A 13,362-nucleotide genomic window follows, 5' to 3' on the forward strand; every position below is an offset into this window, starting at 1 on the left:
TTTAGTCTTACGACTAAAATATTACTTTTACTAAAGTAATTAACTGGTTAAAACAAAATATTATTTCGTTTCTTTACCTATTTCTCTGTTTAATTTTCAAAGACCAATTTGCTTTGTCATCAACTGACGACTTCTACTATATTACTAGATTTTTCTTGTTTTGTCAACTAATTTTTCTTATTTATTTTGATTAAAAACTTATAAAAACATAATCAACATTTTACTTAATTCGTCGTACGTATGTGACGACAAGGAGTATTCTATCACATTAATAATAGCATGATTTCACCACATATATGTTCTAACTAGATTACCTTCATATTTCTACATATATATCTAAATAATTCAACATATCGCATTGAGATACACATGGATAAGTAATTTAAATATTATAAACATTGATAATATTATAAATATTACATCAGTCTTTCTTTCTTAGTATGTAAAAAATAAAACCCCAAGGTATTCCTCAGGGCTTCTAACTATCATCATATTTTTAACTATGATGTAACTTCTTTTTACTTATTTATAAGTTATACTTTTCTAATATGCCTTCAATAAACCTTCCATTTTCATAGAATAATTCACCATCTGCATATATCTTTCCACCACTTCTCATATCGCAAAGCATATCCCAATGAATAATAGATCTGTTTAATCCACCAGCTTCAGGCATTGAATCACCAATAGCCATATGAACCGTTCCACCAATTTTTTCATCAAACAACATATTCTTTGTAAAATTCTTAATCCCATAGTTAGTGCCTATAGCTACCTCACCAAACCTGCATGCGCCTTCATCAATTACAAGAAGAGTTTTAAGTAGGTCCTCTCCTTTCGTAGCTGTTGCTTTAACTACCTTTCCTTTTTCAACCTCGAGTACTATCCCCTCAATTTCTTTGCCCATATATATTCCTGGGAAACTAAAGGTAATTACTCCATCAACGCTATCTTCAACAGGTGAGGTAAATACTTCTCCATCTGGAAAGTTTACTTGTCCATCACAATTTATCCATTTTCTTCCTGCTACATTGACTTTAATATCCGTTCCCGCTGAAATAAACTGTAATCCTTTTTTAGTATCAAGGTATCTAACCCATCTTTCTTGCTCTGCACTTATCTTTTTCCATTCTGCTACAGGGTCTTTAGCATCAAGTAATCCAGCACGATAAACGAAGTCCTCATAATCGCTAAAGCTCATTGAAGCTTCCTGAGCGTCGGCATATGTAGGAAATTGTGTACCACACCACCTTAAGGACCCATTGCCCATTCTCTGCGAATATATTTTTCTCCAACTTTTTGCACCTTTAGAAGACATTTTAAATTTATCTGCATCAATTTTTGATAATGCCTTTGTGTTTCTATTTGCCCAAGCGGAAATCCACACATCTGCCTTCCCTAGCATAGTTTTAAAAATCGTATCTTCTTGAAGAAGCTGCTCTTCACTTCCATATTTAAGTTTTATTTCTGATACCTCTTGCGACGAAAGTGATGTTTCAACATATCCGCCTGCCTTCACGACTTCCTTTACCACCTCTACCATCCAAGGTGTTGCAACCTCATCACAAGATACAAATACAGAATCACCCTTTTTAACCTTGGTGGAATAATTCACAAGTAGCTTTGCGAGTTTGTTAAGTCTTTGATCAGCCATTTATAATCTCTCCTTTCAATATATCGTGTACAAGGTGATAATCTCCTTTTCATTGCTATGTTTGCACTTAAATTACATGTATCTTAGCGATATTAAATCCACTATCTTTTATCTCTTTGTCTGTTATCTGTTTATCAAGATGCATACAATAAACCTTTTTTCTTAATTCCTGTGGAATTAAATCACATAGTTTTCTTAGTGATAAATGATTATTTCCTTGATAATCCAACTCGCATGTATCTTGATAAATCCTGTAAATTTCTCCACTCATCATCTTATCAATTATTTTAGCGCTTATGTTATTCGCATCACCACTATAATAAAATTTCTTTTCGTTTAATTTCATTATAAATGAATATGCTGGTATTGTATCTACATGATTAGCAGGCAAAAATTCTAAACTAAAATCTCCAAATTGTGTATCATTCACATCTACCATATAAGAGCTATTAAGATGATACATCTCATCACTTACACCTATACTAGTTAAAAATTTTTGTATTAGCTCTTTATTAGGAAAGAAAATAGTTGGTCGATTTTTTAAAATGTAATACGAATAAAATATAACATCTCCAAGACTTCCAACATGATCCGGATGTGTATGAGTTATAACAATATATAAGTTTTCAAGTCCCTCAAAGATGTTTGATTGCTGTAATCTATGAAAAACGGTTCCTCCACAATCGATAAGGATTGTACTGTTATTCTTCCTTATAACAGCACTTGTATTGCCAAGTTCTGTATTGAAAGCACTTCCTGTACCAATAAAATCAAGCATTTTCTCCTCCTTATTTAAACAATATTAATTTAATGAAAGTATATCCTAATTTTAGCCCGTAGAATATTAATATTGCTCCACAAATTATATTTCTATATCCTTCCAGTTTACCTTGAAGCTACTTTTCCAAAAAATTACATTAGCTATTAAAAGCACGACTGCATAAATTCCAACAAATATCATATTGTTTCTAATAAGTATATGAATTCCGGCAAATGAAGCAAGTAGCACACTAGTTATTAAAGATGGTCTTATAAGTTTACCACTATCTGCTGTAGCAAATTTTACGCTAAATGGCATTGCCTTATTTGATAGCTTAAAATAAACTAATGATAATATTAGAAGAACTAAAAACATTACTATTAAATCTATAATTATTAATGGCCCTTTAAATATTAAAAATACTATCGCTTCTAAGATATAAAGCGGTATTATTAACTTAAGTAAAGTTCCTTTTACAGCCCCTTTTAATATTACTCCTGGATTTTCTATTGGTAATACCTTGTATATATAGGCACCCTTAAAACTATCACTGTTATTTATGAACGCTGTACAAAAGCACAATAGAAATATACTTATATACATTAACAAATGAATTTTTCCACCAAAGCCTGTCTGAATATTGTCCATGAAAGATACATCACTGCTACTATCCATAAACATAAATAACATCGGCATAAACATTGCCATTGCAAGTGTCGGATACACCTTTAGTTTCAAATTTCTTTCTGTAGCTATCATGTTTTGAGTGAATTTAAACATACTCTTTTCAATCTTGTCCTTGCAAACTAAGCCAGCTATAAATTCTTTTCTATTTTCACTTCTTTTACTTACCGTTCCTCCTTTTTCATTTAACTTTTGAAGATTCTTTTCAAAATAAGGTACAACTTTTTTAATATAAAGTGTGATTAACATAATTGGTCCTACTATTGCAAGTATGGATAAAATTATTAGAAAAGGTTCTTTATTTCCATCAATGTATATACCAAATGGGGCTGCAAACCACATGGAAGGGAGTAGTACATGCCAAAATTTAGGTATATATTCACTACTCATACTTGAAGCATTAAAAACTCTAGCAACTAGTTGATATCCAAACGCAAATACAAAAGCTAATAATATTTGGAAATAGTTTATAATATCCTTTAATTTTTCTCCATCAAAGAACTTTAAAACTAAAGTATATAATAGAGATGTCAAAGTTATAACTATTAATACTGCAAGTATATTCTCTATGAAAAATATTATGAAAAATAAAGCCCCATAGTTTATTGTACCAATAACTAATGGAATTAAACTTAACGACAAGGATAAACCTATCAAATAGATACATATATGAGTAGTTTTTGCTGCATTAAAAGTAACACTATCTATAGGTTTCGGTAATAATATATTTTTCTCGGTTACATCTAGTAAAACTGCAGAAAAATCAGATATCATAAGTGATATCATCATAAATAGATTTACACCTATTACGATATTTGTAGCTTTCATAGCTGGCATATTACCAGTCATTATCAATCCAATAAAAATACTTATAAATGCATTAAACATTAATAAACTCAGATAATTATTCTTGTCCTTGCTCTCTTCTGCGTTTCTCTTATTTCCCATGACAGAACTTACACGACGACCATCCATGGTTAATTTTATCTGCAGTATTATTCTCATAATATTATAATTAACGCCTAACTTTTCATATAATGATTTAAATTTATCTAATATCTTGAGTACTGTGAAATTCTTCATAATTACACCTCTTCAACCAAAGAAACAAATTCTTTAGCCACCTCTGCATGCTCATTAAAGCCCGTTAGCTGATTGAATATTTCCTCAAGTGAACCTTCCTTCTGATTATTATTAAGTTCTTCAAAGCTTCCATCTGCAACTATTCGTCCCTCATTTAAAAGTAAAATTCTATCACTTACCTTCTCTACAACATCCATTATGTGAGACGAATAAAATATGGTTTTCCCTCCATTTGCAAGAGTTTTCATAACCTCTTTAAACACCATAACACTATTAGCATCTAGTCCACTTAGAGGCTCATCAAAAAATAATATATCTGGATTATGAATTAGACTGCATATTATAAGTAGCTTTTGCTTCATACCTTTTGAGTACGAGGATATTCTAGAATCTATAACGTCCTCCATTCCAAATAAGTCCATCAGCTTCTTTGTTCTCTCAATAAGTTTTTTCTCTTCTAATCCATATATTCCACCTAAAAAGCTTATATACTCATAAGCAGTTAAGTTTTCATAGATATCTGCAAGTTCTGGTACATACCCTATCTTCTTTTTATACTCTACACTTCCATTACTTATATCTTGTCCGAGTATTTCTACCTTTCCCGTGAATCCTTCTAATATACCAAGCATTATTTTTATAGTAGTACTTTTACCAGCACCATTTGTCCCAATATAACCTATTATCTGTCCGCGTGGAATCTCCAAATTTATTCCATTAAGCACCTGCTTACTTCCATAGCTCATTTGTAAATTCTTAATTGATATTATACTTTCCGAGTTTTCCATGATACCATCTCCTTGAATGTATTTTTTCTGTCTACATAAATACTATATCGCGTAATTTTGTTAATTTAATTGTAACATGAATGGATAACAGTGGAAATAAAAGATCACGTTTTTTAAAGGCATAAAAAATAGATATTATTAATAACTAAGTTGGAATAAAATATATTATATGGATACCATGGGTAAGTATGATTATACTGATGTTTAAAATTACAGGAGGCTTTAAGCAAATTGATTTCTTTTATCAGACTGATTACGGAGTTTCAGTTACATCACCACAATCCTATATAATATTTTACGCAGTAATCCTCTTGATAGTTGTACTGGCATTTACAGCAGGAAAACGGTCCTTTTGTCATTATGTTTGTTAGATGGCGCCTTTCATGATAATAGGTACTAAGTTGAAAAATGTCCCATGAGCCTTGATGTCACGGATATGGTTCACAAGAAAACTATGATAAATTCTGAATGTGTTGATGTGTGCCCAAAATCAGTAATTAAATATAGTGTCACAAAGTAATATTAAAACGAAGGCCAAAGACCTTCGTTTTAATTTAAGCATACCAACCTAACTTAAACTATTTACAGTTGTGGGATAAGTTTTAATCTGTTGTAGATAAAGTCACAGGATTAATCAGATATTTTTTTATGGCAAAAAGTAAAAGTATAGAAACAACAACTAATAAATCCTTTGTAATGTAATATATATATTTGTAAAGTTCTATTTATCGAGAATAAATAGTCCTATAATCCCTAATTATAATTTGGAAGCAAATGTGGAATAATGTACTAACTAACAAATGCGAAAGATCGGGTTTACTAGTAACTCGGTCTAATTTTCTACCACATCATACTTTTTCAGTTGCTCCATATAGAAGTTCTTGCTGGGATATTATCATAAATATATTTAGCATTACTTAAAGCTAACCTTACACATCCATGAGAGGCTGCAGCTCCAAGTGTGTTATCTATAACATAGTTTCCTTTTCTATCATATAGAACACTATGGAACAAATAGTTCCCTCTTATTTGGGTATAGTATTTACACCTAGCACCCCCTGAAGATATAAAATAGCTTCCTTTAATTCCTACAGAAAAATTACCTTTTATGGTAGGAGTACTTGTTTTTCCAGAAGAGCAGACCATTGATTTAACAAGATGCCATTTTTTATTATAACCTTGGAATATATTCACCCTTTGGTGAGCTAAATCAACCCATATAAAATAACCAGTTAAGCTAGAATTGTTTTTACTATTTATATATGTTTCTAACGCACTCTTTGAAGAGGCAACATTTATTGTAGATCTTTGTATTACAGGTGCTTTATACATAGTCTGTAAAGTTGGTGCCATATCAAGTTTTTTCAAGGTCAAATTGCCTGCTATACCATCTTTGCGTATCTTATTTCTCATTTGAAAGTCAATAACCGCATTGTGAGTTGATGGGCCAAAATTTCCATCTACGTAAAGCTTGTAACCGAACTTGGTAAGCTTCTGCTGTATTGCTTTTACTTTGCTACCCTTGTCTCCTTGCTTAAAGATTGTTTGAACAGTTTGCAGTTGTTTTTTTGGCACTATAAGTTTACCATTTTTATTTTGCTTGATGTTATTGTTGTTATTTTGTACGTTTACCTTTGGTATATTGTTTTGAATTGATTTTACATTAGTAGAAGGCACCTTCGCAGATTCCCCAGCTTTATCTGCTGAAGAACAGCCACTTAAAATAATCATAAGTAAAAAGAGAATACATAATAAATATCTTTTAATCATACTTAATACTCCTTTTTTCAGATGCATGGATCCGTTCCCTACCAATATATTCTCTTAGGATTAAAGTGCTACTACAATCTTCTTCTAATATGAACTATCTTCTAGTCATAAAAAAATCCTCGACTCTACTTTATTGTAGTACTGTCGAGGATAATCCAAATATTTATTTATTATTCTATATAGTATTTTTTAATGAGGAAATTTCTTTTAATCCAACTGATATAACCCCAAATACTAAAATCCATGATATTAGTGTAAGAATAACCATGTGTATTGGTATTCCCATAATTGAGGTTATAAAATCCATATCCCACAAACCATGCATAATCATAACAATAATAAAGATTCTTAAAAACCGTATATCCAGCAACATATCCCACCGAAATTTTTGTTCACCTTTTACCATAAAAAGAGCAGCTCCAGATAAACTGGCCCAAACCACATGACCGCCCGCTGCAAGAATTCCACGTATAAGTATAATACTATACATTTTTTCAGCTCCGAACTGTAACCCAATTCTTAATGCGTACCCAGCAGATTCAAAGACAGCAAAACCAGCACCTATTGCAGCACCAATTAAAAGTCCATTAAGTATATATTTGTACTTTCGATTCTTTACAATCCATATTATTGGTAATAGTTTAGCTGACTCCTCAACTATACCTATTATAATAACCGAACTACTTTGTTCACCTAAAAAGGCATCTAATAGCGTTGTAATTATTAATGATATAACTCCACCAATAAACAAGATTTTAATTATCTCATATATTGATATATTTTGAGGAGTATTCATCTCCCAGAAAAAAATAAGCAAAGAGATAGGAACCATAAATGAACCCATTATTATTAAACCCGGTAAAAAATTTTCATTTTCAAACGCGTCATAGCCTAAATATAAACCAAAATAGCAAATTATTATTATAAAAAATATACGTGCAAACAACCAAGGTTTGGGCCAGATGTCCAGAGCATTTTGAACATTGGGTGTAGTTTGAGCTGTGCCTGCTATAAAAAGCCTCTCCGCCTCTTCATGTGTATGTTTTTTAAAGACGTCAGAAAATACATTACTCAATTTTAGCTCTGATGGTGTGTCAATTCCTGCAACATTTACAACTTTGTGGACAATATTAGAGAATATCTTTTTAACATCACCTTCATCATTTTTGTTGTCATTAACAGACTTCCCACAAATTCCACAAAATAATGCACCCTCATCCATTTGTTTACCACAAAATTTACAATACATTTATAAATCCCCCTTGTATAGAGAATTCCGCTAAACAAAGTTTTTACTTCTATACTTACTACTATTATACTTAAGTATTATCACTTAGAACTTTAGTTATATAATTAATTGCATACTAACTTGTTTAATCTATTAATCTATACACTTCATTCTTTACTTTTATGTCATATAACGGTAATGTTGAAATATCACGAGTGGAAAAATGTATCGACAATGGACCAATGGAAGGCTTTTGGGAAATTCTCAAGTGTGAAAAGTATTACTTGCACAAATATAATACATATGAAGATCTTTCTAATGCAATTGATGAATATATCACCTTCTACAATACCAAGCGATTGCAAAAAAGATTAAACGGCCTTAGCCCCATGGAATTTAGGGCTTTAGCCGCTTAAGTAAATTTTATTATTTGCCATGTCTACTTAACAGGGGGCAGTTCACAATAGATAAGCCAATTTTTTGATTGAATTACAATTACAATTTACTTGTAATATGCAAACACATCTTCTATTGAATTTATCCCAAAATTTTGTGGAAGCGGAAGACCTTTTAAATCTTTTCCTACAAATCTACCATCTACATAATATTCAACCCCACCAAATTTCTCAAACCACATAAGGATCTTATCAATAAATGGAGTTTTAACTTCCACCATTTCGCAAAAACTTTTAATAATGCATAGTCCATATGGAAAATCCTCTAGAAAGTATCTTGAATTAAAATTTGGTATATAACCCTTCTCTGTTTTTACCAATGGAGACTGAATATTCATAAGCGCAGGCTTACCACTAATTTGCGCAGTCATCTGCTGTGGCGAATCCGCTCCAAAATACTCTTTTACAAAACCAACCTTCTGCAAGTCAATAGTCCCTAACTTACGACACAAATTCTGTACCTCTTCATCAGTAGCAATTAACATTTCTGAACATTCATCCGTCCACTCGTTATAAAATTGAACCATCTCTTCCCAATATACTCCTTCTTTATAATTGTGAAAGATTCCATAAAGTCTAGCAGTATGAAGAATTGGATTTGCTGGTGTAAGCGAAACTTGTAGAAAATTTTCTAGTGGATTGCACTTCATGTTAAGTATGTACTCCAATACCTTGCATACTTCTGATGTATTACGAGCGGGAATAGCTCCTATAAAAAGTTCTTCTTTCTTACCCAAGTCATACACAGATTTTCCGTACTCCTTTAATCTAGAAATACCATGAACCCTCTGAAATCCGAATATTGTACAGCCACTTTCTATAAGTTCGTTGCAATAGAATTCTCCACCACCATTACCTGGCATCATGCCAATCCAAACTCCTTTTTTAAGAAAAGGCTTTATTCTTTGAATCGTTTTGCTAAACATATAAGATGGAAGTGTGGATATAATGATGTCAGCATCTCTTATTACTTCCTCTGGGTTACTAGATATCACGTCCACCCTTCCTGTGTATTTAATTGTGCCATCATTATCACAAACCTCAATAATATGGTTCCACTCATCTGGTCTGGAAGTCAATAATCGAACAGAAATATCCTCTTTCCTTCCGATGTCTCCCATTAAAAGCGTACCTATATTTCCACCACCTAAAACACATACATTCATTCTTTATCCTCCTAAATCATATTTATTTTTTTATTCCGTATTACCTCAATATATTGTAAAAAGCTAAATCCTGTATTATCACAAATACCATTTATAGCTATAAAATTAAGGTAATTTTTTGAGCCGTGCTTCTATTATACCATATAAGTTCATATAACCCCAGTATAAATATTCATACTAAACAAGCTTCGTTTTTCTCTGTTTTACTTAGCATTACACCCTCTAAGGAATATTACTAAACTTATTTTCATTGCATAAATTATATCAGGTTATATATTAACGTCAAAAAACTTTTATCACATGCTTTAGGCAAATTTTGTTTCGTTCGTCTTTTAGCAACTATCCAAAATGATATACCTTGCAAAATTTGAAAGTGAACATACAAGAAATGTACTAATTTATATTACTTTAGTCTTTAACTATTTAAAATCTTTTATACTCTTATTTTACAAATCACATCTTTGCTATGTTACCTTTACCCTAATAAATTATAATTAAATACTTCTTATAGTAATGAATGTATTCACTGAGTTAACTGCTCAATTTTCACTGCATTTAAGCCACTCTTACCATCCCACTTAAACCAAGTTACAATCTTATCGGAATCAGCATTACTTGAATTCATATCATTAGGATCTGTCTCTAAGGACGAGAGTTCTACTCTTTTATCTCCATCAACATCTTTAATATCTGACGGATAAAGTGATTTAATGTCTTCCTCTAAAGCTGACACAAGTTTTCCATCTTTAATTATATATAGGGATTGAATACCTGAGTGCGCACCGATACCACCTGATACAAATACTCCATCTATATTATCTTTAGCTTTTGAAATTTTTATATTTATACAATACTCGGCTTCGCTTTTAAGAGAACCGATAAGACTATATTTACTATTAACACACTTAAACAATTTAATATTATTTGATGTATAGATACCTGAAGAGAATGAAAGTTTTTTTTCAAATACTACAATCTCGAGCAACCCATCGTTATCTAAATCACCCACAGTGTAATAGTGAGAAGTATCTTCTGCGTTTAAATTTGTTGTATCAACTAATGACTTTGCATATTTACTAAGAGCATTAATATATTCAGTATTGTTATTGTTTACAATACTAATACCGTATTTACTGCATGTGGCATAAGCTTCTGCAGCTTCTTTATATTTATGATTAATTATCAAAGAATTTGCTTTACCACTTTGAACATCAAAATATGAATTCTTAAAAACATCATCATTTAGTAAGTTTCTATTTGAAATCAATACATTTTCTGCTTTAACAGAATTTATTTTTGACTCACTTAATATAAGACTTGCAAATGCTTTGGAATTAGCTTTGCTTACCTTATAATTTATTGACCTTTGGAATAGTATTGTCTTTTTATCAAAGTTTCCTGGTCTGTTTGCTTGACTAAAGTAATACGCTGAAAAAATCGACTCATAGTTAATTAATCCAATTCCTATAGCTAATACAATAGTTATTAGCATCCCAATTACTATATTTTTTTAGTACTCTTTTTTATATTGCCTTTTGTATTATTTTCTTTTAAATCATCTTCGTTTATATCATTAGCTTGTACACTATACTGCTTTAATTCAGATCCGCACTTAGTACAAAATTTGTGTTTTCCTTTTACCTTATTACCACACTCTGGGCAGAAAGAATAGTTGTCTTCCATCCGTTACCTCCTTTAATAATTTATATTATATGTACCCTTGAACTATTGTATTAAACTTAATAAAAGCCTTATCCTCCCTCTAGGACTTGTACCATTATATATATTCAATTTTTTTCACTTAATGTCTAGTGAATTATTTTACATGAGCTTTACTATCAATATTCAAATAAAAAAGTTTTGAACATAAATATTTGTTGTAACAGATAGTTTCAAGATAAAATTGTCGTTTTAGTGCTTAGTAGCTACAACTTTGTCGATTATGAATTGTACATCTACATATTTAATGGTAATATTGTATTTATAATGAAGGAGATGATTAATACATGAAGACAACTAACTCGTTTGAAGATGGTACACAAACACAAGTACAACGTCCTGAAAGTAAAATGTTCACGATTATAGCAATTATACTTTTTATCGTAGGCGTAATAATATCATTATTACAACTATTATTAAATGATGATATATCATTAAGAACAACTGATTTACCTAATCATTCAGAAATTGTTATTGGAATTATGATTGGGAAGTTAGTGCTAGTTGCTATTCTCTTGTTAGCAGCTCAATTTATGTTTAAAAAGAAAAAAGGCCGTATTTCAATGATATTATCAATTATATTTTTAATTGTAGCAAGCATAACAACAACTAGTGCTTTTGTTGCAAGAAGTAAGGAAAATAGGTTAAATAAGGTTGCTATGCAAAAACTAATAAGTATAGCTAGTCATTTTGCAGATAACAAGGATTTAGACGCTGATAAATTAGAGGAATCTAGGTATGGTAGCATTGCACCGTTTCTAAATCTATCAAACCAATATTTTATTTCCTATAAAAAATTGAGTACAGCTATGAATGCAGATATAAAAAAATTAAATGTTAGAACTATTGTAGGAGCTAGTACATTTACCACATCAGCTAAAATTAATAGTTCTCAGCAAAAAATACAAGTTCTAATGAGTGAACTTGATAAATATGCATCAGATACTGATAAAATTACAAATAATATGAAATCAGATGTAAGTAAGCTAGATATTCCAATACGTTATAAAGAAAATATAGTTACTGGTTTTGCAGATGGACAACTTAAAGCAGGTGATTCTTTAAAAAATTATGTTATATTTGAAAAAAGCTTTCTTAAAGTAATAGATACAAATATGAGCTTTATGTTAAAGGAAAAAGCAAATTATATGGTAAAATACAACCTAATCTATTTTACCAAGCCCGCTGACTTAGCTACTTATAATATATATTTAACTGATTTACGAAAGAAAGCAGCTGAAGAGGTTACCATGCTCAATAAAATAAAAAGTGATAATAATAAACAACTTGATAATTTGGAAGATTTAAATAGGTAATTATTTAATGAAAAGTAATGATTATTATATTTTCACTTTTAAGCACATAGCTAAAAAATGGTGTAGACTAAATTGAGGAGGTGTTATTAATGAATTATTTAGAACTTATTAAGAAAAGACACAGCGTACGTACTTACACAAATAGAATTGTAGAAAAAGAAAAACTTGATAAAATATTAGAAGCAGCAATACTTGCTCCTACTGCAGCTAACAAACAATCATTTAAGGTATATGTTATAAGCACAAAAGATAAGATGGAAGTTCTTAAAAAAGTATATCCTAAGGAGTGGTTTGGTACAGCACCTTATGTTTTATGCGTTTGTACCATTCCAAGTAAATGCTGGGTAAGAAACAATGGTAAAAATTATAGCGATGTAGATGCTGCCATAGTTATGGATCATATGATACTTGAAGCTACCGAACTTGGACTTGGTACATGTTGGATAGGTGCATTTAACTTAAATGCTGCAAGAGAATTACTTGGAGTTGATGAAACCTATGAGCCAGTCGTATTTTCACCAATTGGTTATACTGATGATAATGAATTTAAAAAGCTTAGAAAACCTATAAAAGATATTGTTATTTATAAATAAAACTACATTAAAGAGTGCCGCTTGACATGATAAAGGAGGGTGTAAATTATTTTGTGTATTCTCTTTCTATAGGCAAAATAATTGAGTTATGTAATTTTAATAAGATATTATTTTAGTTTGATAAATGATGTTACCTTATCATTGCA

At 30.7% G+C, this 13,362-nt stretch carries 12 protein-coding genes; 3 read left to right on the forward strand and 9 right to left on the reverse strand.

Going from position 1 to position 13,362, the window contains the following annotated elements:
- Nucleotides 1-526: 526 nt before the first annotated feature.
- The 6 genes from LGK95_RS20505 to LGK95_RS20530 form a co-directional block, all read right to left on the reverse strand.
- Nucleotides 527-1,654 carry an aminopeptidase gene (locus tag LGK95_RS20505; RefSeq protein WP_226126760.1) on the reverse strand — a complete coding sequence of 376 codons (1,128 nt, stop codon included), beginning with the start codon at nt 1,652-1,654 and terminating at the stop codon, nt 527-529.
- Between the two features lie 67 nt (nt 1,655-1,721).
- Complete coding sequence (locus tag LGK95_RS20510; RefSeq protein ID WP_226126761.1) at nt 1,722-2,432, reverse strand: MBL fold metallo-hydrolase; 711 nt, start codon at nt 2,430-2,432, stop codon at nt 1,722-1,724.
- Between the two features lie 84 nt (nt 2,433-2,516).
- Nucleotides 2,517-4,181, reverse strand: a complete 1,665-nt coding sequence (locus LGK95_RS20515; protein WP_226126762.1) for a hypothetical protein — start codon at nt 4,179-4,181, stop codon at nt 2,517-2,519.
- 2 nt (nt 4,182-4,183) lie between these two features.
- Nucleotides 4,184-4,969, reverse strand: coding sequence for an ABC transporter ATP-binding protein (locus LGK95_RS20520; RefSeq protein ID WP_264174627.1), 786 nt, complete (start codon nt 4,967-4,969; stop codon nt 4,184-4,186).
- An 858-nt stretch (nt 4,970-5,827) separates the two neighbouring features.
- A complete protein-coding gene (locus tag LGK95_RS20525; RefSeq protein ID WP_226126763.1) occupies nt 5,828-6,739 on the reverse strand; it encodes a L,D-transpeptidase family protein in 912 nt (303 codons plus the stop codon).
- Nucleotides 6,740-6,914: 175 nt separating this feature from the next.
- Nucleotides 6,915-7,988 carry a PrsW family glutamic-type intramembrane protease gene (locus LGK95_RS20530; protein ID WP_226126764.1) on the reverse strand — a complete coding sequence of 358 codons (1,074 nt, stop codon included), beginning with the start codon at nt 7,986-7,988 and terminating at the stop codon, nt 6,915-6,917.
- Between the two features lie 161 nt (nt 7,989-8,149).
- On the opposite strand from LGK95_RS20530, the gene LGK95_RS20535 reads away from it, so the two are divergent.
- Nucleotides 8,150-8,383, forward strand: a complete 234-nt coding sequence (locus LGK95_RS20535; protein WP_226126765.1) for an IS3 family transposase — start codon at nt 8,150-8,152, stop codon at nt 8,381-8,383.
- An 86-nt stretch (nt 8,384-8,469) separates the two neighbouring features.
- Here LGK95_RS20535 and LGK95_RS20540 read toward each other — a convergent pair whose 3' ends face one another.
- The 3 genes from LGK95_RS20540 to LGK95_RS20550 form a co-directional block, all read right to left on the reverse strand.
- Entirely contained in the window at nt 8,470-9,588 is a 1,119-nt protein-coding gene (locus tag LGK95_RS20540; RefSeq protein WP_226126766.1) for an NAD/NADP-dependent octopine/nopaline dehydrogenase family protein, read from the reverse strand.
- A 523-nt stretch (nt 9,589-10,111) separates the two neighbouring features.
- A complete protein-coding gene (locus tag LGK95_RS20545; RefSeq protein ID WP_226126767.1) occupies nt 10,112-11,080 on the reverse strand; it encodes a hypothetical protein in 969 nt (322 codons plus the stop codon).
- Between the two features lie 8 nt (nt 11,081-11,088).
- Nucleotides 11,089-11,271, reverse strand: a complete 183-nt coding sequence (locus LGK95_RS20550; protein ID WP_226126768.1) for a zinc-ribbon domain-containing protein — start codon at nt 11,269-11,271, stop codon at nt 11,089-11,091.
- Nucleotides 11,272-11,594: 323 nt separating this feature from the next.
- Here LGK95_RS20550 and LGK95_RS20555 point away from each other — a divergent pair, with 323 nt between their 5' ends.
- Together LGK95_RS20555 and LGK95_RS20560 are read left to right on the forward strand one after the other, a co-directional pair.
- On the forward strand, nt 11,595-12,623 hold the full coding sequence (locus LGK95_RS20555; RefSeq protein ID WP_226126769.1) for a hypothetical protein: 1,029 nt from the start codon (nt 11,595-11,597) through the stop codon (nt 12,621-12,623).
- 89 nt (nt 12,624-12,712) lie between these two features.
- Nucleotides 12,713-13,216 (forward strand): nitroreductase family protein, encoded by a 504-nt coding sequence (locus LGK95_RS20560; RefSeq protein ID WP_226126770.1) that lies wholly within the window; start codon nt 12,713-12,715, stop codon nt 13,214-13,216.
- Nucleotides 13,217-13,362: the final 146 nt, after the last annotated feature.

The organism is Clostridium algoriphilum (genome assembly GCF_020443705.1).
In the GTDB taxonomy this organism is placed as follows: Bacteria; Bacillota; Clostridia; order Clostridiales; family Clostridiaceae; genus Clostridium_AD; species Clostridium_AD algoriphilum.

Bases quoted from the DNA above. Each gene is read 5' to 3' on its own strand.
- LGK95_RS20545 (WP_226126767.1), bottom strand. From the start codon at position 11,080: ATGCTAATAACTATTGTATTAGCTATAGGAATTGGATTAATTAACTAT.
- LGK95_RS20510 (WP_226126761.1), bottom strand. From the start codon at position 2,432: ATGCTTGATTTTATTGGTACAGGAAGTGCTTTCAATACAGAACTTGGC.
- LGK95_RS20515 (WP_226126762.1), bottom strand. From the start codon at position 4,181: ATGAAGAATTTCACAGTACTCAAGATATTAGATAAATTTAAATCATTA.
- LGK95_RS20560 (WP_226126770.1), top strand. From the start codon at position 12,713: ATGAATTATTTAGAACTTATTAAGAAAAGACACAGCGTACGTACTTAC.
- LGK95_RS20540 (WP_226126766.1), bottom strand. From the start codon at position 9,588: ATGAATGTATGTGTTTTAGGTGGTGGAAATATAGGTACGCTTTTAATG.
- LGK95_RS20530 (WP_226126764.1), bottom strand. From the start codon at position 7,988: ATGTATTGTAAATTTTGTGGTAAACAAATGGATGAGGGTGCATTATTT.
- LGK95_RS20550 (WP_226126768.1), bottom strand. From the start codon at position 11,271: ATGGAAGACAACTATTCTTTCTGCCCAGAGTGTGGTAATAAGGTAAAA.
- LGK95_RS20555 (WP_226126769.1), top strand. From the start codon at position 11,595: ATGAAGACAACTAACTCGTTTGAAGATGGTACACAAACACAAGTACAA.
- LGK95_RS20505 (WP_226126760.1), bottom strand. From the start codon at position 1,654: ATGGCTGATCAAAGACTTAACAAACTCGCAAAGCTACTTGTGAATTAT.
- LGK95_RS20520 (WP_264174627.1), bottom strand. From the start codon at position 4,969: ATGGAAAACTCGGAAAGTATAATATCAATTAAGAATTTACAAATGAGC.
- LGK95_RS20535 (WP_226126765.1), top strand. From the start codon at position 8,150: ATGTCATATAACGGTAATGTTGAAATATCACGAGTGGAAAAATGTATC.
- LGK95_RS20525 (WP_226126763.1), bottom strand. From the start codon at position 6,739: ATGATTAAAAGATATTTATTATGTATTCTCTTTTTACTTATGATTATT.